Here is a 23,355-nt window from a genome sequence, read left to right as displayed (position 1 = left end):
TCATGTCACCACTCCGGAGGACTCGACCACCCGCACCGTTGTGGACGTCTCGGTGGTCAGGGCGGGAAAGGTGCCGCCCTCACCGTCGGAGCTGGACCACTCCACCTGCCACGACAGGCTGGCGGTCACCTTGTAACCGCTGCTGATGGAGGTGAAGGTGTGCCCGCAGTCCGGAGAGGACTCCGCCGGGTCATGGACATCGGGATCGTAGGCAGTACCGGGGCCCTCGCACTCCACGGTCGTGCCGTCGCCCATCGACCAAGAGAGCGACGCCGGAGTGGCGGTCACCGTCACCGATCCGCCGGGCACGCTCGCGGTGGCCGTCTCCTCCTGCCAGGCGTCCGAGGAGATCCACATCCACACCGGAACCCGCACCAGCACCGGGGCGTCCGCGCTCGGCGACATCGAGATCTCGGGAGAGGAGAGCTGGAACGCCGCGCGGGCCGCGTACGCCAGGGCCTCGAAGTCGACCTCCTCCTCGGCCTCGTCGGCGCCGCCGCCGACCGTGGCACTGCACCGCGCCGAGAGGCCGTCGACCTCGCACGCGGGCTCGGACGAGGCCGATGCCGTACCGTCCGATCCGCCCTCGGGAGCGGGTTCTCCCCCGCTCTCCGAACCGCCGGGGTTCTCTTCTCCGGACTCGGCGGAGACGTCGCATCCGGGTCCGCCCGCGGACCCGCACTCCACCTGGCCTCCGAGGAAGTCCGGATCTGCCCAGGCCAGACCCGGAACCGCGAGAAGCACCATCGCGGCACCAGCGGCAATGAAAGGGGTTTTCAGTCGATCATTCATCGCAGGATCCGATTTCCCAGATCCGCAGGTCGGAGACCTTCCAGGCGAGCCCGTCGAAGGAGACGCCCGCGTCCACACGCCGGAGCAGAGGTGATTCCGGTGATGGCTCCACAAGTTCTCCGGAGTCTGCGTTTTCCCGGAGCCAGGCAGTGGAGTCCATGCAGTCCTCGATCTCCACGTGGGTGTCTTCTATCGAGACCACCTCGGGGGAGAACTCCGGCGAGCCCCGGGCGACCACGCCCTCGTCAGCCTCCGCGATCAGACCGTGTTCCACGAGCGCCAGAGCGTCTCCGCTGGCGTACAACTCCAGGTCGGAGTAGTCAGGCTCCTCGTTGCGGGCCTCTTCCACCAGCACGTTCCACATGGAGTCGTAGGCCTCAAGCGCAAGGTCCTCGCCTGACTTCTGCTCAGAGGGCGCTGGTGACTCGCTGGGCGCGGGGGCGGGCTCGCTCTCCTGCGGGGTACAGCCGACGAGGAGTCCCCCCAGCACGATCACTCCCATGGTGTGGAGCCTCATCGCACCTCCAGGGCATCATCAGTTCCTCACCTGGAGTGACGAGAGTAGTGCTGTAGATCACATATTCCAATGCGCAATCATTATCGAACGCAGAACCGTTAGCTATCCCTCACCAAAAGGTAAGGTCCCACAACGAATTTCGCGTCACAAACCTCGCATTTCACCCGACCCTCAAGAGACACCGGAACAAGAAAAAGGCATCTCGCTCACGACAGGAGCGAGATGCCTTCGACCGGCAGGCGGAACCTGTTCGCGGCCGACGAGTCCGACGGAACGGCGGGCTGACCCCTCAGGATGTGGTGCGCTGTGTTCCCGCCAGCAGGGCGGTCCACTCCGCGGCGGGGAAGGCCAGGTGGCCCAGCTGGCGGTACTTGGTGTCCCGGACCTGGACCACGGAACCGTCCGCACGGCACTCGACGCAGTCTTGGTGCCCGCCGCCGCTGTAGGACGACTTGCGCCACGTCTGCTCAACCATGGTCCAACCTCGCCAACTCTTCCTGGAGCAAGTGCAGCGACTCCTGAGGGGAGAGCGCCACAGCCTGCGCGTCACTGAGCAGTACCCGGAAGCGCTGTACCGCCTGCGGATCGTCCAGCAGTCGGCCCGAGTACGCCGACTCGACATACACCACTTCCGGAGCCGAAGAGGAAGCTATCAGCTTGAACGTACCGACGAGCCCGGCATGCCAACCCGTGGTCACGAGCTGGATGGAGATCCGCCGGTCCTGGATGAGGTCCACTACCCGCCGCAGTTGCTCGGCCATGAGCTCCGCATCGGAGTTCGGTCGGCGCCGCAGCACGGCCGCGTCGATCACCGCCCGGTACACGGTGGCGGAGGAGGCGAACCTCTGGGCTCGGGCAAGGCGCGAGCGGACGCTGCTCTCGACCTCGTCCGGCGTCATCCACGGGGAGAACACGCGCACCGCGGCGTAGGCGTAACTCTCCACCTGGAGCACGGACGGGAACAGGTTCGTCTGGACCTCCATGATCGACACGGCGTCCCGTTCCACCTGGTCCAGGTCGTCCAGCCAGACCGGTTCGCCGTCACCGCTGAGCTGGCCCCAGAATCTCTCGAGTCGCCCGTCCGCGCCCAGAACTCGGTCCAGCTCGGTCACGAGCTTCAGGTCGGGAGAGCGCTCTCCGCGTTCGATGTTGCCGATGTGCCCCTGGCTCACTCCGACCTGCTTGCCCAACCGCTCCTGCGTGTAGCCGCTCGCGCGGCGACGGCGGCTGAGTTCCCGGCCGAAGCGAGCGTTCGCCTCCGGGTGCTGTTCCTCCATGCCTCCAGTGAAACACAGATTATTTCAAGCGAACACAGCACAATCCAACTTAATCGCTGGATGGGCATGGCCTGTGTTTTCAGGGTTTCAACAGCCACAGTTGGACACAAGTCAGCCCCGCGACGGTGTGGGCCGTCCGGGGCACGGCCAACAGAACGGAGCTGTTGACGATGCCCAGCCTAGCGAAACGGCGTCGCTCCCGTCGGGTGCGCACCTACGTCATCGGGGTCGCGCCCGCCCGCCTCTCCCCCGGAGCGATGACGACGGGAGGCGACCGATGGACGTAGTGGAGAGCGTCCTGGCCAACGACGGCGAGGAGTTCGACCGGTGGGTGCGAGACAGGCACGCGACGGTCACCGTCGCCGAGGAGGACTGGGAGTGCGTCACCCTCGAAGCCCGCGCGGACGTGTCCGGCGCCGGTCAGCAGCGCTGCCGGTACACCTACCGACTGCCGCCCGCCATGGCCATGCGTCGGCTGCACAACACCTTCGTCGTCGGTCTGGAACACCCCGATTCGGACGGAGGCCGATGCCTGCACGTGCGGTTGGTGCGCCCGGGGTTGGCGTTCGAGACCTGGGAGGTGGGCAAGCAGCAGGCGGTCCTGGTCGCGATGGCCCGGGTGTGCCTTGAACGCCGGGCCGTGTGCGGAGCGACCTCAGCCAACCTGAGGTCCTACGTGGTGACCAAGGTCCTCGACTGGCGCGGATAGCTCCTCACGCGACGGGTCCGCTCGGTGCCACACCGGGCGGACCCGCCTGCCCCGGCGAGGAGAAGAAGCACCAGCCCAGTCCATGCCGTGGAGTCCCAGAATCGATCGATTCAATGAATCTTCCGCACGTCAGAAGACGGGTGTCTCTCAGAACGAGGGCTCGCCCGAGACAGGCGTACCCAGCACGGCCGCGCTCGAGGCCCACGCCAGCGCTGCCTGCGCCCTTGCCGATACCCCCATCCGGCTCCAGTGGAAGATGACGTGGTAAGTCAGAACACGGCGCAGGCCTCGCTCCAGCCTTCCCGCTCGAGCAGCCGATCCGAGTGGGATTCCCGCGCCGCGGAAGCCCTCAGCCCAGTTCGCAGCGAGCTCCGCTGCTCCACCAGGGCCGAAGAGGGAACCGGAGGAGTCAACAGCGGACCTGGCGGCTTGCGGAACCAGCTCCAGGGGCGTTCAGGCCTTACGGCCCATCCCGCAGTACTCGTCAGCAGCGGTGGGCAACGTACCGCCGACGTCGATCTGGGAACTGCGCCACTCCAGCGCGGGCACCACCCCGGGCTCGACCAGCTCCAGCCCCGCGAAGTACTCACCGATCTGCTCCGGTGAGCGCAGGATGTACGGCAGAGGCGCGTCGGCGTTCCACGCCTCCGCCGCCCGCCGCATCCCCTCGCTGGTGTCGGTGCTGTCGGCGACCGCGAGGAAGCTGCCCGTGGGCAGCCGTTCCGTGTACGAACGCACCAAGGACACCGCCCTCTCGTGCGTGTGGTGGCCCAGGATGCCCAGCATCGTCAGGCCCACCGGACGGGTCAGGTCCAGCGTCCGCGACGCCGCCTCCAACACGACCTCGGGATCGTGCACGTCGGCGTCGACGTAGTCGGTGGCGCCCTGTTCGGTACCGGTGAGCAGGGCGCGGGCGTGCGCGAGGACCAGCGGGTCGTTGTCCACGTAGACCACGCGCGCGGCCGGGTTCACGGACTGGGCGATCTCGTGGGTGTTGTTGTGCGTGGGCAGCCCCGTGCCCAGGTCCAGGAACTGGTCGATGCCAGCCTCTCCAGCCAGGTGGGTGACCGCGCGCAGCAGGAAGGTGCGCTGGGCGCGCGCCACGTCGACCATCTCCGGGAAGTCCTTGAGGATGAGGTCGCCCAGGGCCCTGTCGGCGGGGTAGTTGTCCTTGCCGCCCAGCCAGTAGTTCCACACTCGGGCGGAATGGGGGACGGAGGTGTCGATGGGAGGTGGGGTGGTCATGGGAACCATGCTCCAGGTGGGGGGTGGGGAAGGGGCCACGACCCTCAGGTGCTTCGTCCTGAGAGACCGAAAACGCGGGAAACAGGGGGGTTCCGCGGTCGCGGTGCGGCACCGGTGGCGATTGTAGTACTGCGTCCCACTCCGGCAAGCCTCATGTCGCGAGGCTTGGTTCGTTCGGGTGCGGACACGGATCCACTCGTCTACCGGGGTGTCTTGTGCCGGGTGTGATGGTGCCTTCAGAAACGCTCGTGGAGCCATGCCAACAGTTCAGCGATGGTCTGTCCAGGAGCGTTCCGGAGGTCTTCCAGCGTCACCATTCGGGTTCGCTCATGTGGGGCTTCAGTATGGATCGCCGACGTGAACAGGTCGTACGCCTGCCCAGGGGACAGCTCGCGGCCGTCGTGGTGGAACACGAAGCGGTTCCGGGCAAGGGACGAGGACACCTGCTCCTGAGAGCGGTCGATGTGGACGTAGCGCATAGCCGAACCGAAGAGGTGTTCGAGCTGGCGAATCCTGAAGGCGTTGAAGGGCGACTTGGTAAGGAACCGCCGCCTGTTGAACTCTCGGGTGTGAGCGTCGATCGCGCACCGGAGCAGTCGTTCGTCGCTGATGGTGGCGGGCAGGATGTCGTAGGCGTGGCCCTTGCGGTGCCGATAGGTCGGCACCGCTCGGGCGTAGACGTCCTCGGCCTCGTACGGCATCACCAGGCCCGGGATGATCCGGGTGGCCTTGTTGTCCACGTGGAGAACGTCATCGGACATCGCTTCGAACAGTCGCCGTTGGGGAACCCCGAGGTTGCGCGCGGGCCATGCCCAACACGTGACCGTGGTGAAGTAGGCGAACCTGCGTGTACGGGCCAGCAGGTTGTGCAGGTGGCTGGTACCCGACCGCGGGGCCCCGAGGACGCAGACGATCTGGTCCGGTCGCACCGGAGCTTCCGTTCGAGACGGCATGAAGGGTCTTCTGGCCCGGAGCTCTGCATTGGTGTCGATGCCCTCCACTGCTGCGACCGCGGGATCAAACGCCAGGGGTTCTCCGGTGTTCCTGATGCTGTTGAGGTTCGCGGAGACGTAGCCCAGTGCGGCCTGAGAGGGTATCCGCCCTTCGACGAAGCGTTCCTCCAGGACTTCGGCCAGCACGTAGTGACGGTGATCGCCGCTGAATCGGTACAGCCTGGTACGAAACAGTGCCAGGTCGACTCCGACGGGGTCCGGGTGGTGGAGTTGGTCCATCAGCACGGGGATCATGTCTACTGCCTTTCCGGCTCTTCGTCTGGGGCCGTGATCAGGACTCGGCTGCTCCAGCGGTGGCGGTACCCGTTGCGACCGAGGTAGGGCCTGGTGAACAGGGCATGGATCTCCAACCAGGTGTCGAGCTCTTCCCACGTGCACGGATTCACCGGTCCTTGCCCCTCTTCGGCTGCCTGTCGGTACGAGGCCAGTGCTTCGCGGTAAACCGAACGTTCCAGCGAGCCGTAGGTCATGGCCGCGCTGACCAGGAGCTTGGCCAAGTCATAGCCGAAGGGTGCGAGGGTGAGGTCATCGAAGTCCACGAGGACCGGACTCGTGTTCCCCATGAGCACATTGCGGATGTTGCAGTCCTTGTAGAAGGCCGCCGGGCGACGGGCTGCCTGGGTGATCATGGATACCGCGACGTCGTACTGCCGCTCGCTGATGGCACCGTTCCGTCTGTGTCGTCTCAACCAGCCCACACGCGGTTCCACGAACGAAGCCAAGAGCACACCGTTCGACGTGGAGAACGGGGTGTCCAGGTTGGCCGCGTGCAGTTCCTGTTTGAACGCCTCGGCGTGAAGACTTCCAAGGAGCGCCGCCACATCAGGGACATCGGCGGCGTGGCAGTGGGCCCCGTCGACGCGCGCGAAGACCAGCTTTTCGGATGTGACCTCCAGGAGGTCAGGGACCGGGGCTTTCAGGGAGGCGAGCCAGCGGTGGTGAGCGGCGGCTGCTCCGGCACTGCCCTGGCTCGGATACTCCTTGGTGAAGGTCTCAGCCACGCGGGCCCCCTACCAGATAAGTGACGGTGGAGGAGGCCTCGATCGATGTGGGGCACCCTCGGCGCCGTAGTTCACGGGCCAGCTCACGCGCGGTTCCGGCGAATGGGTACTTTGGCGTCGTCACCAGGTACTGGGCCAGATGCTCTGGAGTGTCGAACCGGAAGACGTGCCTTTCGTGCAGGAGCTGCCGCACGTCGAGGACCGGGGCCGCGATGTCGGCGATGTTGGTGCTGTGCACCGACGAGTACAGACTGGGGCGCCCCGTGTCATCGGAGAGCAGGCTGAGATCGGTCAGTAGTTGGTCGAGTTCGCTGTAGCTGTCCGCCGACTTCGTCACCGCGATGAACAGGCCGTCTTCGCGCAGGCAGCGGTTAGCCTCCGCCATGGCTGTGGCCGGATCGGGTGAGTGGTAGAGGCAGAAGGCCGCGACGGCCGCGTCGAAGGTGCAGCTACCGAACGGCAGTCGGTGGAGGTCGGCGGAGAGCGCGGCGCACGGTCGGCCTTGGGGAAGTCGTGCTCTGGTCGTGGCGGCCAAGGCCGGTGACAGGTCCAGGGCCACCAGCGCCGCGGGGCTGAGTTCGGTCAGGGCTCGGCTGGTTGTTCCCCGTCCGCATCCCACGTCGAGTATTCGGGCCTGGTGAAGCGGAACGGTGAGTCCGTCTCTGAGCAGGCGTGCCAAGACGTCGACGACCGGTGTGCCCTTGATACGGGCAGTCAGCAGGGCACGGGTGCGTGAGGCCAGCCTGTCAGGCTGGGTGTACAGGTCGCCGCGGATGCGCGCGGGGTCGAGGAAGGGATGCTCAATGGAAGGCACGGACAGCCTCCCGAATGCTCAGTCCTCGGTGTTCGCGGTGCGAATGATCCGCTCGACCAGCTGGTTCGCGGCCCGGCGTGAGCGGACGATGTGCACGTCCGCGTGTGTGCCGTGTTCGAGGATGAGATTGCGCACCCGAGGCCCCATGGTCTTGCGGAAGTTCCACACGTACTTGATGAACCCCCAGTGGATGCGGTCGTAGACCCCGGTCGCGTCGTCCTGTCCCCCGCCGTGCTTGATCCGTCGCTGAGCGATACCGGCCAGGCAGGTGAGGGGGTGGATGTCGAGAAATATCACCGTGGTGGCGCGCCGGAGCCTGATCGGCAGTGTGGAGGCGAAGTTCCCGTCGATGACCCAGCGGTCCCTGGCGACCAGGTCCTCTTGCAGAGCGACGAACTTGTCCTTGGGCAGGGTGTTCCACTCGTCGTCGTAGTAAAGGACGTCCAGGTGGGTGACCGGAGCTTCCAGGGCTGCTCCGAGTCGACGGCCGAGCGTGGTCTTGCCGCTGCCCCCGCAGCCGATGATCGCGATCCTCATAGGTCTGAACGCTACTCCACATAGGTCGGTCGGGTGAGGTGGTCAAGGTTTCCCCTTCAGGCCGTCGTCGGCTCGGACGGAGCATGCACTAGCAGGCCCTGGTCGAAGTCGAAGCGCACGTCACGCCCGTGTCCGGCGACCTCGGCGCAGGACAGGTAGACCCGCCCGTCGGGTGCGATCTCCAGCTTCTCCACGACGTCCTCTGGAGCGGGGCACCGGTCGGGAAGGAGGATGTGGCGGTTGATGTCCATACCGCTCAGGTCCATTGCGGCGAGGTGGTCGTACAGGCGTCGGGCCTGTGCCCAGGTGACGGGTTCCACGGTGGTGTCGCGAGCGTTGCCCACCGTGCGCAGTCGGTGCAGGACCAGCTCGTGTGCTCCCAGCGCGTGGAGCCTGCGCGCCAGCAGTGGGACGGTCGTGATGTTCTGCGCCGTCAGGGTGCAGGTCGCTCCGAAGGGAAGCCGGACGCTGTTCGCCCATGCGATGGTGTCGAAGGCCGCGGTGAAGGAGCCAGGGCGGCGCATCCGGTCATGGGTTTCCGCGGTCCCGCCGTCCAGGGAGACCCTGAGCAGGTCTAGGTGGGCGCGGCATTCGGTGAGCACCTGGCGGCGTTTGTAGGCGTTGGTGCAGATCTGTGTGGTGAAGCCCAGGTCCCTGGCTGCGGCGAGAAGTTCGGGCAGATGCGCGTAGAGCAGGGGTTCTCCGCCGAGGAAGCACACCTGATGGCAGGAGAAGCGGGTGGCGAAGTACTCCAGGGCACCGATCGCCTGAGGCAGGGTGAGGGACTCCGGGCGGTCCAGGTCGCTGCCGTGATAGCAGTGGCCACAGCGGAAGTTACAGCGGAACAGCAGTTCCAGGTACAGCTTGTCGACGCGCTGCACCTGTGGAAGAGGAGTGGTCTGGGAGCGGGTGCTCATCCTCGGGCTCCTTCGCGGTGGGTGTTCGTCAGGGCGAGGCGGGATTCGATGACCGGCGTCTGCCGGGAGAGCCGGAAGGGCTCCAGGCGTTCCAAGCAGGCCGCGATCAGCCGCGAGTGACGGTCGGTGCCCGCGATCTGTGTGAGGTGGCCGATCAGTCGGGTGACTTCGGCGCCGTTAGTGACGATGAGGTCTGCGGGGAGTACCTGTTCGACACCGCGGATGTCGGCGGGGCCGATGGGCAGGCATCCGGCGAGTACGGCCTCGAAGAGGCGTTGGGTGAACTGCCCTTGAGTCCTGTACCGGTCGGGGGCCAGCAGCACGGTGGCCAGGGATCGCCGGTGCAGGGCTTCGACCTCGGTGAAGGGACGACGTCCGGCGAAGGTGACGTGTGGCCAGGCCCCGGTGCGGGTCCACTTGCCAGCGACCAAGTGTCGGTAGCGCTGAGCGGCTGGGGCGAAGAAGCGGGTGAAGGCGTCGTCCCGGTCGTACTGGTTGCCCGTGTAGACCAGCGGCAAGTCCCTATGAATTTGGGCGAGACGTTCGGGATCCGCCGTATCCAGAGCACTGTCCTGGACGGGGAACAGGAGTCGACGTGCCCCTCTGCTCGGAAACAGGGAGGCTTCGCAGACAGTGACGGCGTGGTGGGTGCGGAGTGGATCGGTTGTGGGCAGGCGCAGGTCCTTGTCCCACAGCAGGGTGGGTAGACCGAGTCTGTGCACGTAGGCGTCGACAAGATCCGTCTGACGGTGCAGGTCACAGGCGTGCATGGGGGTTGGACATGGTGTGGTGTTGCGCCCGGGGACGGGCCAGCGCCATTCGAGAATGAGGGCGTCAATCCGGGGAAGGCCGTCGTGCCAGGTGTAGGCACCGGTGAAGTTCTCCCCTGCCTCGATGTGGTCGCGATTGGGTTGGAGGAAGACGATACTGTGCCCGCGATCCACCAAGCCGTCGATGAGGACGCGGCGGTGACTGCGCCCTCCGTCAGGGGTGTCCGTCACGCCGTTGCCGAGGAAACCCCAGAAGCTGTAACCGATCCTCATGTCTTCTCCACCCACCACTGTTCGAGCAGCAGGGCGTCCAGTCCGGATGTCTGTAGACAGTCCAGGGCCATTTCCGGGGTGCCGCAGATGGGTTTGCCCTTGATGTTCAGGCTGGTGTTGATCAGCACGGGCACTCCGGTCAGTTCGGCGAAAGCGGTCAGCACTTCGGCGAGGAACGGATTGTGCTTGCGGGTCAGTGTCTGAACGCGGGCGGTGCCGTTGGCGTGCACCACGGCCGGAATGGTGGTTTTGGCCAACGGGGTGACGCCGCTGGCGATCGACATGAAAGGGGAGGGCTGGCCGAGCGTGAAGTAGTCCGCGGCCTTGTCCTCCAGCACGACGGGGGCGAAGGGCCGGAACGGTTCGCGGAACTTCACGGTCGCGTTGAGACGGTTGACCACCTCGGGGTGGAGCGGTGAGGCAAGGATCGACCGGTTGCCCAGGGCGCGCGGGCCTGCTTCCAGGCGGCCCTGGAAGAGACCCACGATCCGTCCGTCCGCGAGTTGGCGGGCCAGGTGCTGCACGGGGTCGGTGATGCGCCGAGCAGAGAGCCCTTCACGCGGTCGACTGTCCAGAGTGATCTCGGGATAGTCGGGACCGAGGTAGCAGCGACGCGCTGTCCCGCTGGCCAGGGTCCCGGTGGTTTCGGCGTAGAGGGAGAGCGCGGCTCCAGCCGCGGTACCCGCGTCTCCTGGAGCGGGAGGAACCGCGACTTCCTCGAATCCGCATTCGCGCACGATCGCGCCGATCGACACGCAGTTCATCGCCACCCCGCCGCCCACGCACAGCAGTTGTTCCCCTGTCAGCTCCCGGGCTCTGCGCGCGAGGTGGACCATGGTCTGCTCGGTGCGTTCCTGCAAGGCCGCGGCGAGGTCGGCGTGCACGTCCAGGAGCGGGGATCCCTCGGTGCGTGGAGGGCAGGTGGCGGCGGTGAACACCGGTGAGAGCCGGGGATAGCGGCTGGAGATGACCCGCAGGGGGAAGAGAGCGGAGTCGAGAGAGAAGCCGTTCTCGGTCAGGCGGATGGCCCGTCGGAAGAGGGCTCGGAAGCGCGAGGGGTCACCCAGCGCGGCCAGGGCCATGACCGTTCCCTCCTCGTCCCCGCGACGCCACCCCAGGTGTTGGGTGACCGCCCCGTAGGCGTAGCCGAGGGAGGCGGGATCACTGATCCGCGCGACCGGCTCATAGATGGCCCGGTCACCGTCCAGGCTCACTCTGGCGATGGAGGTGGTCGTGGTCTCCCCGAGGGAGTCCACGATCAGCACGGCGGCGCTGTCGTAGCCGGAGGCGGCGAACGCGTAGATGCCGTGGGCACGGTGGTGTTCCACCCCTGTGACACGGGCTCGGGGAAAGGTGTCTGTCAGGGCGGACAGGCGTTCAGAAGCCCGACGATGAACCCTCGCGAAGCTGGTGGCTCGGGGCAGCGCCCTACGCCGGGCTGTTTTATGAAGGAGGTACCGCAGGCTGGAGGGGATCGCGTTGCGGTACAGGCCCGGGTCGAAGTTGTAGGCGATCGAGGTGACGTCGTCGGCCGTGAGGTTCGCGCGTGTCAGCAGGTAGTCGATGGCGTGACGAGGGAAGGCACGGGTGTGCTTGTCCCCGTTGAGCCGTTCCTCCTCCACCAGGCCGACGAGTTTGCCGTCGCTGATGAGCGCGGCGGCCGAGTCATGCGTTCCCGAGCACAGGCCGAGGAGCACAGGTGTCGTCACTGTCCCTCCTTCCAGACGAGCGGCGCGCGAGGTGCTCGTACCAGTGGGTGAGCGCCATCCCCAGGTCTCCCGGGATCGCTTGGGCCCCCTGCTGGGCTTCGTGGCGTTGATTCGTCTTCCACTGCTGGTAGCTGCGCATGATCTGGGAGAACGCTCCCCAGCCGGGGTGCGCGAGCCCGCCGTCCTGGGCGTGAGCGAGGGTCGCGTCGAAGTCCTCCCAAGCCAGTACGAGCGGGAGGCCTCTGGGGCTGGAACGCGGATCGCTGGGAAGCTCGGCGGCGCTCTCCCAGTGCTCGGCGTACAGGTGGAGGGAGTCGACGTGGTGGTGGTATTCGCCCAGTTCAGCGCCGATCCAGTGCGCCATGAGCTCGTGCAGGATCGAAAAGGTGAAGATGTCGTAGCAGAACCCCAACCACAGGTCCTGGCTCCGCATGGTGGTGTGCATCTGCAACCGGCCCTCGCGTACGAAGAACCGGAAGTTGAGGGTGCAGGGGATGTCCTTGTTCGGCACGACGTCGCAGGCGGGGTCGTAGATCTGGATGACGGCGCGCCGGGTGTCGGGATCCTCCAGGAGCAGACGGCGGGCACGGTCCAACTGGTCGACCTCTCCCCTCCACTTGCGCAGTCGCGGGCCGTAGGCACCGCGGAGGAGCCCGTTGTCCGCGAACTCCGCCAGACGGCGGTTGTAGTCGAAGATCCATGCCCCGTCGCTGCCGGAGAGGATCCAGACCGCTTCAGCCACGGCGAAGGCCGGATTGAGAAGCCGGACCGGGGGCAGCGACACCAGCCTGCGGCGAGGTTCGGCGATCACGAGATGGGCCCCAAGGATCTCCTTGGTCGCGGATCCGCGTGGGGACACGAGATCGCCTTGGGCCAGAACCGTGTGCGCGGCGGACGTGAACACCTCGTTCGCCGATCCGCCTCGAATCGAGATCACAGGGCGCCCCCGGTGGCGGTCGCAGCGATGCGCGAACTGACCGTGTGCACGGTGGCATCGGCGTGGTAGCACTCCCAGTGCTCGGCGATCCCTTCGGCCAGGTCGGTGCGTGGTCGGTAGCCCAGCAACGCGTACGCCTCGCTCAGGTCCGCCTCAGAAGCGGTGACGTCTCCCGCCTGGCTTTCTCCGTGATGCACCCGGATGGGCGCCCCGATTACGGATTCGGCAACGGCCAGGACCTCGGAGACGCTGGCGCTCCGTGGGCCCGCCACGTTGACCACGTGCGAGCCCGTGAGCGGACGAGTACCGGCCAGGACCGTCGCCTCAACGGCATCGTCCACATAGGTGAAGTGCCGCCTCTGAGAGCCGTCTCCGAACACCGTCACGGGGTGCCCCGTGTGAGCGGCTTGGAGTATGCGAGACATCAGCATCGTCGGACGCTGGTACGGACCGTAGACGGTGAAGTAGCGCAGAATGCAGGCGTCGAAGCTGGACACCTCGGCATAGGCCAGGGCCAGCCGCTCAACCGCGAGTTTGGAGACCCCGTACGGCGACACCGGTTGCGGAAGGTCCTCAATACGTGATGGCCGGACCGTGGAACCGTAGACGCTGGAGGACGAGGCGACGACGACCCGTCGGACGCCGGCCTCACGACACGCCTCCAGCAGCCGCTGCGTCCCAAGGATGTTCGCATGCACGTAGTCGGCGTAGCGGCTGCCCCACGACTCACGGACCCCGCTCACGCCCGCGAGGTGGAAGACCGTGTCCACGTCTCGCAGAAGCGGAACCAGCTCGTTGACGGCCAGGTCGCACTGCCGGAACGAGAAATCGCCCTCCGTGCTGATGTCCGTCGCACCGCAGCGGAAATCCGCTTCCCGGGGCACGGGCACCTCGTCAAGACCGACGACCTGATAGCCGTCCCGCGCCAGACGTGCCACGAGGTGGGAACCCACGAAGCCGCTGGCTCCTGTGACAGCCCTTCTCCAGGGCCTTTGCCCGCCGGTCATCGGACCGGACCTTCCAACACCCTCACATGAACTCCTGTAGCCGTTGCTCGGTCGTTCGCCAACGGCAGCAGTGTTCCGCCCGGGATCGCGTCAACCTATGCGCGCACGCATAACCTTCGCGTTCGGATTATGCGCGGCGTTCGATTCACTGCCTTTGAACAGGTTCGATAACCCGACAGCAAGGTGCCGTTTTCCCAGACAGGAGCCGGGAGGGCAGCCGCGGCCGGGCGGAGCGTTTTCGCGCCCGGGCACAATGAGGTACGGACAAGGCGGCCGACTCGGGTGGGGAAGACCAAAGGCATGATCCGTTCCGTGGTGTTCGATGTCGGCGGGACCCTGCTGGACGACACCCGCGAGTGGGCGCGGTGGGCGGACTGGATCAACGTCCCCCGGCACACGTTCTCCGCCGTCCTGGGCGCGGTGACCGCCGAGGGCCGCGACAACGCCGAGACCTTCGACTACTTCCGGCCGGGCTTCGACCTCGCACGGGAACGGCAGCTGCGCGAGGAGGCAGGACAGGGAGAGCTCATCGAGGAGGTGGACCTGTACCCGGACGTACGCGCGGGGCTGCGCGCGCTCCGTGACGCGGGTGTCTGGGTGGGGATCGCCGGCAACCAGACGGCACGGGCCGGAGAACTGCTCCACGGACTACATCTGCCGGTGGACGGCATCGCCACGTCGGGTGAATGGGGGGTCGCCAAACCCGACCCCGCGTTCTTCGTCGAGGTCATCGCCATGGCTCCCGGCGCGCCCGAGGAGATCGTGTACGTGGGCGACCACCGCGACAACGACGTCCTCCCCGCCCATGCCGCCGGCCTGCGGACCGCTCTGATCCGGCGCGGCCCGTGGGGGCACCTGTGGGCGAACGACCCCCAGGTCACCAAACGCGTGGACTGGGTGATCGACTCGGTACACGACCTCCCGGCTCTGCTCTCCGAGGCCTGAAACCCACTGTGCGCCGCGCCAGGGGCCCTTACAGTGGCAGCGTGGCCGAACCCTCTCCCTCTCTTACGGCTGAGACCGCGCTGCGCACCGCGGCCCGCACGGCAGCCGAGTTCTCCTGGTCGTACCTGGACGCACACATCCTCGGGCCCGTGGGTGAGAACGCCTCCGCGCTACTCCCCCGCGAGCAGCTCGTCCTTCGTATCTGTGCTGGTAGCAGCTATGACCGGGCGCGACGGGAGCTACGTCTGGCCAGGTGGCTGCACGACAGCGATGTCCCCGCCGTCCAAGCGGTCAACGGCATGGACGGCCCCCTTCTGCGTGAAGGTTGGGCGATCACCGTGTGGAAGTACGTTCCGGGCGTCCGACCAGCATCGCCCGATGTCATCGGCACGGTCCTACGTCGGCTGCATGAGCTGAAGGACCCTCCGGACACGGAGCTTCCGTCCTTGGACCCCCTCGACGGGACCGAGGACTACATCGACCAGTCGTACCTGGAACCCGGGGAGAAGTCTTTCCTCCGCCACCGGCTCGATCGCCTGCGTAACGCCTACGTGCATCTGGAGCCCGTGCTTCCTCCTGGTCCTGTCCACGGCGACGCCCACCGCAAGAACATCGTGCAGGACCAGAACGGGAAACCGGTGGTTCTCGACCTTGAGCGCTTCAGCAACGGGCTTCGCGAATGGGATCTCGTCGTGGCAGCGGTGTACGAGCGCTTGGGCTGGTACACCGCCGCCGAGTACGCGGGGTTCGTCACGGCCTACGGCTGGGACGTCCGGGAGTGGTCGGAGTTCGAGACCATGGCCGCGGTTCGGGAGCTGCGGATGACGGCGTGGTTGTGTGCCCGCACCGGACGGGAGCCGCACCTTCTGCCCGAGGCTCGAAGCCGCATCGCTTCCCTGGACCAGGCCTGCGGCCTCAAGCGGTGGCAGCCCGGAACCTGACTTCAGGGCCGCGCCAACGGAGAGTCGACGAGGAACTCCTGGAACTCCCGTACGGGGCGGGTCGTGGCATAGGGTTCCAGGCTGGCTTGGAAGCGCGTGATGTAGGCGTGGACGCGGGCCGAGCGCAGTCGGCTGGCAGCCTCGATGGTGTGCCGCGCGACCGTGCAGGCGGCTTCGATGTCCTTGGCCGGGGTCATCAGGTGAGCTCCCGCCCGTACCAGACCGGCGAAGGTACGACTGCGCCGGAAGCTGGTGGGTGCCAGCGCGATAGACCTCTGTGCGTGTTCGACCGCCTGTGGACCTCGTCCAAGGTCGTGGAAGCAGTGCGCGAACTCGTCGGCCATCTCGGAGGAGTTGAAGTACCCCATCCAGGCGGGTTCCTGTTCATTGTCGATAGCGGCGAAGGCGTTCTCCATCTCCTTCAGCGCGCTGGCGCAGGCGCGTTCCTCTCCAAGGGAGGCCAGTCCTCGGGCCTCCATGGCGGCGAGCATGGCTCGGATAGCGGGGGTGGCCTGGGCACCGGTACCGGCCTTGGCGGTACGGGCGAGATCGACCGCGCTGCGGAAGTCACCGAGGAAGTTGGCCTGGTGGCTGAGTAGGGCGAGCGCCTTCGCCCCCAGCAGGCGGTTCGACCCAAGGTGGGCCAGGTTCAGGGATTGGAGGAAGTAGCGGCGGCCCAAGGCGTGCAGCCCCGCGTCATAAGCCATGGCTCCCGTCTTGGCGGCGAAGCGAGCGCTCGCGGAGAAGAGCGCTCTGCCCACCTGTGGGGTGAAGCGGCCCCGCAACAGGGGTGCGACCTCACTGGTCAGGTACTGGACGGCTGCGGTTCGTGCGTGTCCGCCTCCAAACTCATGATCCAGAGTCTCGAAGAGGTCGCAGGCTCGCGTGATGGCGTGGACGTCGTCCTCGGTGACGTTGAGCTGGGCATCGGCTTCGGTACCGATGAGGGCTGGGGGTGCGACCAACCACCGGAGCAGGGGCGTGCTCAGGCGTTCCGCCTGCATCATGGGCCAGTTATCAGGAATGCGCTGTGAAAGATCGGCGTCCCACAGCGTTCCTGCCTGTCTGACCGCTTCCTGCACGGATTCGGTGAACAGATCAGCATCCGAGGAAGCGCGGTCATCAGTCATCCGCACGGTAGGAGCCGCAGAAGGCAGTGTCTCCAGAGGTGCGCCGAGTCCCCGCAGGGCTTCTATGGCCTTGCGACGGTCGGTGAGTCCCTTCCCAGCCTCAGCCCGGGTGATGGTGCTCTGCGCCACTCCACACATGCTCGCCAGCGCTTCCTGCGTCAGCGAAGGCACTCGGCGTCGAAGGAACCGCACCACTGCCCGGGCGTCGCGTTCCCGGACCGCGTCGACCATCTCCGGGTCCTGCCACACCCAGGCCGGAATGCAGTGGCACGCTCCTCGCCCGTCATGGCGCGGGCGTCCGCAGTTCCCGCACATCGGAGCCTCCTCCGTCACCTGGGGGCGTAACGAGACGCCCTCACAGTAGCGGTGAATCCGATTCCTTTTCAGCGCCTTCGGAAACCAGCCAGGTGCGCCAGGAGAGCTTTCTCCTCGTCATGACCCGGAAATCGAACGGCACGCATTATTCGAACGCCGCGCTTAACCTCGCACGCATAGGTTCTCCCTCCGAGCGAAACCACACTGCCGTGTATGACCGCAGCAGCAACAGGGACAGAGCGTTCCCACCTCTGGTCCGCCCCTGACACGACGTACCCGGACGGGGAGCAACGCGACCGTGCCCTGGTGCAGGCGCTCGTCCAGCTTCTGGAGGACACCCGGGCGCTGGGCGGCGTGGTGTTCGGCCGCGACGGGCTGCACCTGGCCCGCGCCGGGATGGACCAGGTCCAAGCCGAGCGGGCCACCGCCGCACTCAACGGCCTGCACCTGTTCTCCAGGGAAGCCGGACGCCAGCACAAGCGGGGAGAAGTGGAAACCGTGCTGGTGCGCTACCGGAGCGGCGCGGTCGTGATCGCCCCGCTCACCGACGAGGCCACAGCAGCGCTCGTGGTGGACGATGCGGCGTCGTTGCGTGAGACGGCCCGTGCCCTGACGCTGTTCGCCGGATCCGTCCAGCACCTCCTCCCGCGCCAGCCGCGCCCGTTCATTCACCAGGCCAGCGGAGACGAGGGGCGGGGATGAGCACGATCGCACCCGCACCGCTGACGGTGCGGCCCGGTACACGGGTGCTCATGGACACGTTGGTGCGGGCCACTCCGTCCATACCGGCTTCCTACCAGCCCGACCTGCCCGAGCCGGCCGTCTCGGTGTGGCGGCTCTGCCTTGATGCGGAGCACCCCGTGACGGTCGCCGAACTCGCGGCCCGGTTGGGCTTCTCTCCGGCGTTGGCCGGTGTGCTGGTCTGCGACCTGGCCCAGGTGGACCTGCTTCGGATCGTGCGTTCTCCCGCGCTGGCGGCACGTCTGCGTTCGTGGGCCTGCGGTGGGCCGGCCGAGGGCCCCGTTCCGCGCGTGGCCAAGCTGCTCGTCGTGGGAGGCCAACCCGAGCAGGTGCGCCGATGTCTCGCGCACCTGACCAGGAGGGAGCCCTTTCCTCTAGACCCGGGGTGCGGTGTGGATGTCGCGGTGGCCCGGATCGCTGAGGACCTGCACCTGCTGGGGCTCGGTGTGGCGGTGGAGGCGCACCACCCGTCATGGGCGGACCTGTGCCGGGACGCCTTCGGAGCCCTGGTGATCGCCGACCCCACCGAGCCCGCTCACACCGCGGACCGGATCGCGGTCCTGCGCGCTCTGGGAGTCACGCTGGTGGCTCTGGTCCCCGTACACGACGGCGCGGAACCCACCCCTGAACAACTCCGCGCAGCCGCAGGCCTGGCCGATGACGTTGACCCGGTGGTGGCCGCCGATCTGGGCTCGTCCACCGCCAGCGCCGAAGGGCTGATGGACCTGTGCACATACCTGGAGAACGGAGGCCACCGATGAACCAGCCCCGTGCGGTGATCTTCGGCTCCGGGCACTCTGCCCTGACGTTGGGCACCGGGCTGTTGGCGGACGGCTGGCGCGTGGACGTGTTCACCCGCCACTCCACCCCCGAACTCCTGGGCGGCCCGGCCGGGCTCACCCAGATCACCCTGCCGTCGGTTCGCGCGGCCGAGCGCTCCCTGGGGCTGGACCTGTGGGCCGCCACCGCGCCGAAGGCGCAGAGCGTGCGCATGGCGATGGCCTCCGCGGATCGGCCGTGGGAGTTCAGGGCCGAACTACCCGCGGCGGCCACCGCCGTCGACCACCGGCTGAAGACCGCGTACTGGTTGCAGCGCTTCGAAGCGCTGGGCGGCGGGGTCTACGTCAAGACCTGCACCGTCGCGGACGTGGCCTCCTTCGCCGCCTCCGGGATGTATGACCTGGTCGTGGTCGCCCCCGGTGTGGACAGCGACCTGGGCCGACTCTTCGCCCCGGATGAGCGCCGTGTCGGCGGTGCCACGGACCGGGTAGCGGTACAGGTGCACCTGGACGGGTTCGACCGTGCCCCTGGGGACGCCGACATCCAGGTCATCACCCACCCGGAAGGAGAGGTGCTGGTCTACCCGGCGCTGACGCACGACGTGCTCAGCCCGAGCCAGGTCCGGGAGCTGTCGGGGGCTGGCGAAGCCCCTGTCGACGTCGCGCCCTTCTGGGCGGTGTGTGTACAGGTGCTCGCACGCCCTGGCACGGACCTGGACCCCACGCCCGCTCTGGGCCAGAAGGCGAACGCCGCCACCGCGGCGGGACTGCCTTCCCGGCACGGCCACCACGCGCGCAACGCCTGGAACCATGTGCTGCCTCGTCTAGGAGTGCTGGCGCCCGACGTGGCCGAGCAGTGCGCCAAGGCCAGCGTGGTTCCCCGCTCGGAGCTGGTACGCCACATCCGCCCCCGGGTACGGCACCCGGTCGCCGTTGTGGGCGGAACGCCGGTTCTGGGCATCGGCGACGCCACGGTGACGGTGGAGCACGCCTCCGGTCAGGGAGCGGGGGCTTCCGTTCTGGTGGCCACCACCGTCCGCGACCAGATCCGGCAGCAGCGCCACCTCAACGGCCCCTTGGACGGAGACTTCCTCACCGGAGCGTGGGAGGCGTACTGGGCTCGGCACGGCCAGTACACCAGCGGCTTCGGCGAGTTCGTCACCGGCTACTGGAACGGCTCTCTGCCTGGGGCCCTGCTGACGGCCTTCGCCGAGACCGTGGCCATCCCTGAAGGCGCCAACGCCTGGGCCGCCGGACTGGACGACCCCGCGCGCATGGCCCGCCTCCTCTCGCCCTGACCCCTTTTCCCTCACCCCCGGCACGAAGGACCTGCTTCACCATGCCCGAAAACGCCTCCCCTCCGAGATCCACCCCCAACCCGAAGCTGTACAGCCACCGCAACCTCCAGCGGTACCGCCGCTTGGTCGTGGGGCTGTCCCACCGGCTCGCGTGGAAGGTCGACAACACCGCGATCGCGGCCCTCTATGCCCGCCACTTGGCCGCCTCGCACCTGGAGGTCGGCCCGGCCGACGGCCACTTCCTGGTCAACGCCCCCGACCCCGTCGGCCCGGATGGTGTGCCGCTCTCACCGCGTCTGCGCCAGATCCACCTTCTGGACCTGCACGCGGCACCGTTGGAACGGTGTGCGCGCTTGCTGGGCGAGCGCGCCCAGGTGAGCACCCATCAGCACGACGTACTCTCCCGTCCGTGGCCGCTGACCGACGAGGCGGTGGGGTCGGTGGCGATGTTCCATGTGCTGCACTGCGTCGAGGGCGCCTCGCTGTTCGCCAAGCACACGCCCTTCTCCGAGATCGCCCGGGTTCTGGCGCCCGGCGGGGTGTTCATCGGCTCCACCCTGCTCGGCTTGGAGGATCCCTTCACCCGCAACAACTGGCTCGCCCGCCGGTTGCAGCGTGTCTACAACAAGGCCGAGCCGACCGTGCTCAACAACCACGGTGACCGGTTCGTGGAACTCCGGCACATGCTGAGTCTGCACTTCACCGACGTGCAGGTGAGCGTCATGGGAGCGGCCGGGGTGTGGGTGGCGAAGGGGCCGCGCCGATGACCACCACCAACCGTGAACCCGTGGCGATCGTCGGCATGGGATGCCGCCTCCCCGGCGGCATCATCTCCCCAGCTGGCCTGTGGGAGGCGCTGCTCGAAGGACGGGACTGCGTCACCCGCATCCCCGAGCACCGGTGGAAGCAGATGGTTAAGCACCTGCACCCCGACCAGGTCCCCGGCCAGCCGTTCCCCGCCGGGGTGGTCGACGTCGACGCCTTCGACCGGGAGTTCTTCGGCATCGGCCCGGACGAGGCCGCGGAGATGGACCCCCAGCAGAAGCTCCTGCTGGAGACCATCTACGAAGCGCTCGCCGACGCCTCACTGCGCCCCTCCTCGCTGGCTGAGTCGGCGACGGGGGTGTACGTGGGGGCGGCCAGCACCGACCAGGCCAGCGTGAACTTCGGTGCCGGGCACCGGGCCGGAACTCATACCGGTTCCGGGGCCGGGATGGCGATCCTGGCCAACCGCGTCTCCTTCCTGCTGGACCTGTCGGGACCGTCGCTGACCTTCGACACCGCCTGCTCCTCCTCGTTGACCGCGTTGCACTACGCGGTGCGCGACCTGCGCGCCGGAGCGGTGGAGACCGCGGTCGTCGCCGGAACCAACATCCTCACCAGCCCGGTCATCACCGCCAGCTTCGTCGAGGCCGGTGTGCTCGCCTGGGACGGGCGGTGCCGCCCCTTCGACGCCCAGGCTGCCGGGTACGTGCGCTCGGAGGGCACGGTGGTGCTCGTCCTCACGCGCGCCGAGCGGGCGCGCGAGCAGGGGCGTCGGGTGTGGGCGCAGGTGGCCGGGACCGCCATCGGCCACGGAGGCGCCTCCCGGCACCTGCTGCGCCCGCGCGCCGAACGCCAAACAGCGGTGATCCGCCAGGCCCTGGCCGATGCCGCCGTCCACCCGGACCGGGTGGGGTGGGCGCAGGCGCACGGCACCGGCACCCGCGCCGGGGACCGTATCGAGGCGATCGCCCTCGCCGAGGCTCTGGGCCGGGGCACGCCTGTGCCGGTGGGGTCGGTCAAGGCCGCGCTGGGCCACCTCGAAGGCGGCGCCGGAGCGCTGGGGGTGATGGTCGCCGCGCTGGCCGTCCACCACGGCCAAATCCCGCCGACCCTGCACCACCGCACCCTGCGCCACCGGTTGGAAGGGCTGGTGCGGGTGCCCACCACCGTGGAGGACTGGCCCACGGGTGAGGACCCCGGGCAGGAGAGGACCCGTGTGGCCGGGGTGAGCAGCTTCGGGTTCGGTGGCGCGAACGCCCATGCCGTCATCACCCAGGTGCCCGCAGTGGAGCCGCCGTTGGAGCAGGATCCGATGCCGTTGCCCGAGACCGTGCTGGTCTCCGCGCACAGCCCGGCCGCGCTCGCCTCGGCCGCCGAACGCCTGGCTGAACGCGCCCCGCAGGGCCGATCGGTGGGCACCGTCGCCGACACTTGCCTTGCTCACGGCCCCCACCACCGGCACCGGGCCGCTGTGGTCGCCGCCGACCTGGGCACCCTGGTCCAGGGACTGCGCAGCATCCAAGACGGCGCACCCAACGCCGACGTGGTCGACCCTGGCCGCGCGGCTGACCTCCGACCACAGACGGTGTTCGTCTACACCGGGCACGGCGGCCACCACCCGGACGCCGGAGCCGAACTGCTGCGCGTACCCGCCTTCGCCCACGTTCTCCACGAGGCCCGGGAGAAGCTGGCTGAGCACACGGGCTATCCGGTGTGGGAGCCGGGCCAGGGCATCACGTCCTTCACCGACGCCCAGCACTGCACCTTCCTCGCCCAGGTCGCGCTCACCGCGCTGCTGGCCGACCGCGGCATCGTCCCAGACCTGGTTCTGGGGCACTCGGTCGGGGAGATCGCCGCCGCCCACACCGCCGGGGCCCTGCCCCTGGATTCGGCCGCGCGGGTGCTCGCCCACCGCAGCCGCCTGCTGGGCGGGCTGACCGAGGCGGGCGGACTCTTGGCCGTCCGCGCCGGGGTCGAGGAGACCGGTGAGTTCTTGGCCGCCTACGACGGGCGGGTGTCCATCGCCTCCTACAGCGCTCCGCGGGTCCAGGTCGTCGCCGGACCACACGGGGACCTGCTGCACCTGCACGCCGCCCTGGACTCCGAAGGGGTGTGGAGCAGACCGGTGGCCGATGTCATCCCCGCCCACTCCCCCGCTGTGGATCCACTCGTCTCCGCACTGGAACAGGCCCTGTTCGGGCTGCGTGTCCAGGCGCCCCGGGTACCGATCATCTCCACCGCCTACCCGCACGAGGGCACGGCCGAGGCGGAGATGTGGGGGACGGCGTACTGGGCCGCGCAGGCCCGACAGCCGGTGCGGTTCACCGACGCTCTCCACCGAGCCGTTGACATCCCCGGCGGGCCGATGGTGTTCGTGGAGATCGGGCCGCGGACACTGCTGGTCGAGCACATCGCCCACACACTGGGCGATACCGTCCACCGTCCTGTGGCCGCCACCGCCGATCCCACAACGTTCGCCCACGCGATCGGAGAGCTGTACACCCGCGGCGTCACTCCCACGGGACCAGCACATCGCGCCCATCCGGACCTGGTCATCGCCCCGGGCTGGGACCGCACCAGGGCATCAACGGCGGGGACCGTGCCCGGACAGGTCCCAGCACCCACGCCTGACGGGGTGGCGGAGCACCTGACCGCCGAGGTTTGCCGATTGCTTCATCTGCCTGATGGGTTGGACATGACGGCGTCCTGGACCGAGCTGGGTTTGGAGAGCCACCAGCTCCTTCAGCTGACCTCCCGGCTACGCCGCGTTCCGGCCTGGCGACACGTGAACATCCGGCTGTTCCTGCCCAGTCGCCCTCTGTCCCGGGTCGTGGAGGACCTCCAAGCCCTGTTTCCGGCTCCTTCGACCCTTTCCGCCGGGCGCCCGTCCGTTCTCCCCTGATCCCGGAGCGGCGCCCCAGGG

At 67.9% G+C, this 23,355-nt stretch carries 23 protein-coding genes and 1 pseudogene; 8 read left to right on the top strand and 16 right to left on the bottom strand.

The window, feature by feature from the left end:
* From KGD83_RS28515 to KGD83_RS09040, 4 genes are all read right to left on the bottom strand, one after another.
* The gene (locus KGD83_RS28515; RefSeq protein WP_249352233.1) at positions 1-747 is read right to left on the bottom strand and encodes a hypothetical protein; all 747 of its coding nucleotides are present in this window, start codon (positions 745-747) and stop codon (positions 1-3) included.
* A 37-nt stretch (positions 748-784) separates the two neighbouring features.
* Positions 785-1,309 carry a hypothetical protein gene (locus tag KGD83_RS09050; RefSeq protein ID WP_212643382.1) on the bottom strand — a complete coding sequence of 175 codons (525 nt, stop codon included), beginning with the start codon at positions 1,307-1,309 and terminating at the stop codon, positions 785-787.
* Between the two features lie 289 nt (positions 1,310-1,598).
* Positions 1,599-1,784: a DUF397 domain-containing protein gene (locus KGD83_RS09045; RefSeq protein ID WP_212643381.1), complete on the bottom strand. Its 186-nt coding sequence runs from the start codon at positions 1,782-1,784 to the stop codon at positions 1,599-1,601.
* A complete protein-coding gene (locus KGD83_RS09040; RefSeq protein WP_212643380.1) occupies positions 1,777-2,586 on the bottom strand; it encodes a helix-turn-helix domain-containing protein in 810 nt (269 codons plus the stop codon). The genes KGD83_RS09045 and KGD83_RS09040 overlap by 8 nt, the downstream gene beginning before the upstream one ends.
* Positions 2,587-2,863: 277 nt before the next feature.
* Between KGD83_RS09040 and KGD83_RS09035 the strand changes: the two genes are divergently transcribed.
* A complete protein-coding gene (locus KGD83_RS09035; RefSeq protein ID WP_212643379.1) occupies positions 2,864-3,295 on the top strand; it encodes a hypothetical protein in 432 nt (143 codons plus the stop codon).
* Positions 3,296-3,748: 453 nt separating this feature from the next.
* Here the strand turns inward: KGD83_RS09035 and KGD83_RS09025 are convergent, their stop codons facing one another.
* The 10 genes from KGD83_RS09025 to KGD83_RS08980 all read right to left on the bottom strand — a co-directional run bounded on the left by KGD83_RS09025 (position 3,749) and on the right by KGD83_RS08980 (position 13,518).
* Positions 3,749-4,540, bottom strand: coding sequence for an SAM-dependent methyltransferase (locus KGD83_RS09025; protein ID WP_212643378.1), 792 nt, complete (start codon positions 4,538-4,540; stop codon positions 3,749-3,751).
* A 236-nt stretch (positions 4,541-4,776) separates the two neighbouring features.
* Positions 4,777-5,787, bottom strand: a complete 1,011-nt coding sequence (locus KGD83_RS09020; RefSeq protein ID WP_212643377.1) for a sulfotransferase — start codon at positions 5,785-5,787, stop codon at positions 4,777-4,779.
* A 2-nt stretch (positions 5,788-5,789) separates the two neighbouring features.
* On the bottom strand, positions 5,790-6,554 hold the full coding sequence (locus KGD83_RS09015) for a phosphotransferase (RefSeq protein WP_212643376.1): 765 nt from the start codon (positions 6,552-6,554) through the stop codon (positions 5,790-5,792).
* Entirely contained in the window at positions 6,547-7,368 is an 822-nt protein-coding gene (locus KGD83_RS09010) for a class I SAM-dependent methyltransferase (RefSeq protein WP_212643375.1), read from the bottom strand. The genes KGD83_RS09015 and KGD83_RS09010 overlap by 8 nt, the downstream gene beginning before the upstream one ends.
* Before the next feature lie 18 nt (positions 7,369-7,386).
* Positions 7,387-7,905, bottom strand: a complete 519-nt coding sequence (locus KGD83_RS09005; RefSeq protein WP_212643374.1) for a P-loop NTPase family protein — start codon at positions 7,903-7,905, stop codon at positions 7,387-7,389.
* 56 nt (positions 7,906-7,961) lie between these two features.
* Entirely contained in the window at positions 7,962-8,822 is an 861-nt protein-coding gene (locus KGD83_RS09000; protein WP_212643373.1) for a radical SAM protein, read from the bottom strand.
* Positions 8,819-9,865: a hypothetical protein gene (locus KGD83_RS08995; protein ID WP_212643372.1), complete on the bottom strand. Its 1,047-nt coding sequence runs from the start codon at positions 9,863-9,865 to the stop codon at positions 8,819-8,821. The genes KGD83_RS09000 and KGD83_RS08995 overlap by 4 nt, the downstream gene beginning before the upstream one ends.
* A complete protein-coding gene (locus KGD83_RS08990) occupies positions 9,862-11,574 on the bottom strand; it encodes a carbamoyltransferase family protein (protein ID WP_249352231.1) in 1,713 nt (570 codons plus the stop codon). Before KGD83_RS08990 ends, KGD83_RS08995 begins: the two co-directional genes overlap by 4 nt.
* Positions 11,531-12,478, bottom strand: coding sequence for a thymidylate synthase (locus KGD83_RS08985; RefSeq protein WP_249352433.1), 948 nt, complete (start codon positions 12,476-12,478; stop codon positions 11,531-11,533). Before KGD83_RS08985 ends, KGD83_RS08990 begins: the two co-directional genes overlap by 44 nt.
* 29 nt (positions 12,479-12,507) lie before the next feature.
* Positions 12,508-13,518: an NAD-dependent epimerase/dehydratase family protein gene (locus KGD83_RS08980; protein ID WP_256448851.1), complete on the bottom strand. Its 1,011-nt coding sequence runs from the start codon at positions 13,516-13,518 to the stop codon at positions 12,508-12,510.
* Positions 13,519-13,818: 300 nt separating this feature from the next.
* Here KGD83_RS08980 and KGD83_RS08975 point away from each other — a divergent pair, with 300 nt between their 5' ends.
* Both KGD83_RS08975 and KGD83_RS08970 read left to right on the top strand, forming a co-directional pair.
* Positions 13,819-14,463: an HAD family hydrolase gene (locus KGD83_RS08975; protein ID WP_249352229.1), complete on the top strand. Its 645-nt coding sequence runs from the start codon at positions 13,819-13,821 to the stop codon at positions 14,461-14,463.
* Between the two features lie 41 nt (positions 14,464-14,504).
* Positions 14,505-15,404 (top strand): phosphotransferase enzyme family protein, encoded by a 900-nt coding sequence (locus KGD83_RS08970; protein WP_212643369.1) that lies wholly within the window; start codon positions 14,505-14,507, stop codon positions 15,402-15,404.
* Between the two features lie 2 nt (positions 15,405-15,406).
* On the opposite strand, the gene KGD83_RS08965 is transcribed toward KGD83_RS08970, so the two are convergent.
* Positions 15,407-16,369 carry a hypothetical protein gene (locus KGD83_RS08965; protein ID WP_212643368.1) on the bottom strand — a complete coding sequence of 321 codons (963 nt, stop codon included), beginning with the start codon at positions 16,367-16,369 and terminating at the stop codon, positions 15,407-15,409.
* A gap of 204 nt (positions 16,370-16,573) precedes the next feature.
* Positions 16,574-16,765, bottom strand: a pseudogene (locus KGD83_RS29085) (helix-turn-helix domain-containing protein); the annotation flags it as partial.
* A 297-nt stretch (positions 16,766-17,062) separates the two neighbouring features.
* On the opposite strand from KGD83_RS29085, the gene KGD83_RS08960 reads away from it, so the two are divergent.
* The 5 genes from KGD83_RS08960 to KGD83_RS08940 are packed head-to-tail and all read left to right on the top strand — an operon-like array spanning position 17,063 to position 23,334.
* Positions 17,063-17,551 (top strand): roadblock/LC7 domain-containing protein, encoded by a 489-nt coding sequence (locus KGD83_RS08960; RefSeq protein ID WP_212643367.1) that lies wholly within the window; start codon positions 17,063-17,065, stop codon positions 17,549-17,551.
* On the top strand, positions 17,548-18,351 hold the full coding sequence (locus tag KGD83_RS08955) for a DUF742 domain-containing protein (RefSeq protein ID WP_212643366.1): 804 nt from the start codon (positions 17,548-17,550) through the stop codon (positions 18,349-18,351). Before KGD83_RS08960 ends, KGD83_RS08955 begins: the two co-directional genes overlap by 4 nt.
* Positions 18,348-19,667 (top strand): hypothetical protein, encoded by a 1,320-nt coding sequence (locus KGD83_RS08950; RefSeq protein ID WP_212643365.1) that lies wholly within the window; start codon positions 18,348-18,350, stop codon positions 19,665-19,667. The genes KGD83_RS08955 and KGD83_RS08950 overlap by 4 nt, the downstream gene beginning before the upstream one ends.
* 41 nt (positions 19,668-19,708) lie before the next feature.
* Positions 19,709-20,434, top strand: a complete 726-nt coding sequence (locus tag KGD83_RS08945) for a methyltransferase domain-containing protein (protein WP_212643364.1) — start codon at positions 19,709-19,711, stop codon at positions 20,432-20,434.
* The gene (locus tag KGD83_RS08940) at positions 20,431-23,334 is read left to right on the top strand and encodes a type I polyketide synthase (RefSeq protein WP_212643363.1); all 2,904 of its coding nucleotides are present in this window, start codon (positions 20,431-20,433) and stop codon (positions 23,332-23,334) included. The genes KGD83_RS08945 and KGD83_RS08940 overlap by 4 nt, the downstream gene beginning before the upstream one ends.
* The last annotated feature ends 21 nt before the right edge of the window (positions 23,335-23,355 follow it).

Source organism: Nocardiopsis akebiae (assembly GCF_018316795.1).
In the GTDB taxonomy this organism is placed as follows: Bacteria; Actinomycetota; Actinomycetes; order Streptosporangiales; family Streptosporangiaceae; genus Nocardiopsis; species Nocardiopsis dassonvillei.
Note: the sequence above shows the minus strand (reverse complement) of the source record. Positions and strands in the feature narration are given on the sequence as shown.

Excerpts from the sequence above, each read along its gene's own strand:
- KGD83_RS09025 (WP_212643378.1), bottom strand. The coding sequence starts at position 4,540 with ATGACCACCCCACCTCCCATCGACACCTCCGTCCCCCATTCCGCCCGA.
- KGD83_RS09005 (WP_212643374.1), bottom strand. The coding sequence starts at position 7,905 with ATGAGGATCGCGATCATCGGCTGCGGGGGCAGCGGCAAGACCACGCTC.
- KGD83_RS08945 (WP_212643364.1), top strand. The coding sequence starts at position 19,709 with ATGCCCGAAAACGCCTCCCCTCCGAGATCCACCCCCAACCCGAAGCTG.
- KGD83_RS08980 (WP_256448851.1), bottom strand. The coding sequence starts at position 13,518 with ATGACCGGCGGGCAAAGGCCCTGGAGAAGGGCTGTCACAGGAGCCAGC.
- KGD83_RS09040 (WP_212643380.1), bottom strand. The coding sequence starts at position 2,586 with ATGGAGGAACAGCACCCGGAGGCGAACGCTCGCTTCGGCCGGGAACTC.
- KGD83_RS08975 (WP_249352229.1), top strand. The coding sequence starts at position 13,819 with ATGATCCGTTCCGTGGTGTTCGATGTCGGCGGGACCCTGCTGGACGAC.
- KGD83_RS09020 (WP_212643377.1), bottom strand. The coding sequence starts at position 5,787 with ATGATCCCCGTGCTGATGGACCAACTCCACCACCCGGACCCCGTCGGA.
- KGD83_RS09035 (WP_212643379.1), top strand. The coding sequence starts at position 2,864 with ATGGACGTAGTGGAGAGCGTCCTGGCCAACGACGGCGAGGAGTTCGAC.
- KGD83_RS08955 (WP_212643366.1), top strand. The coding sequence starts at position 17,548 with ATGAGCACGATCGCACCCGCACCGCTGACGGTGCGGCCCGGTACACGG.
- KGD83_RS09045 (WP_212643381.1), bottom strand. The coding sequence starts at position 1,784 with ATGGTTGAGCAGACGTGGCGCAAGTCGTCCTACAGCGGCGGCGGGCAC.
- KGD83_RS09050 (WP_212643382.1), bottom strand. The coding sequence starts at position 1,309 with ATGAGGCTCCACACCATGGGAGTGATCGTGCTGGGGGGACTCCTCGTC.
- KGD83_RS08950 (WP_212643365.1), top strand. The coding sequence starts at position 18,348 with ATGAACCAGCCCCGTGCGGTGATCTTCGGCTCCGGGCACTCTGCCCTG.
- KGD83_RS08940 (WP_212643363.1), top strand. The coding sequence starts at position 20,431 with ATGACCACCACCAACCGTGAACCCGTGGCGATCGTCGGCATGGGATGC.
- KGD83_RS08960 (WP_212643367.1), top strand. The coding sequence starts at position 17,063 with ATGACCGCAGCAGCAACAGGGACAGAGCGTTCCCACCTCTGGTCCGCC.
- KGD83_RS28515 (WP_249352233.1), bottom strand. The coding sequence starts at position 747 with ATGGTGCTTCTCGCGGTTCCGGGTCTGGCCTGGGCAGATCCGGACTTC.
- KGD83_RS09000 (WP_212643373.1), bottom strand. The coding sequence starts at position 8,822 with ATGAGCACCCGCTCCCAGACCACTCCTCTTCCACAGGTGCAGCGCGTC.
- KGD83_RS08995 (WP_212643372.1), bottom strand. The coding sequence starts at position 9,865 with ATGAGGATCGGTTACAGCTTCTGGGGTTTCCTCGGCAACGGCGTGACG.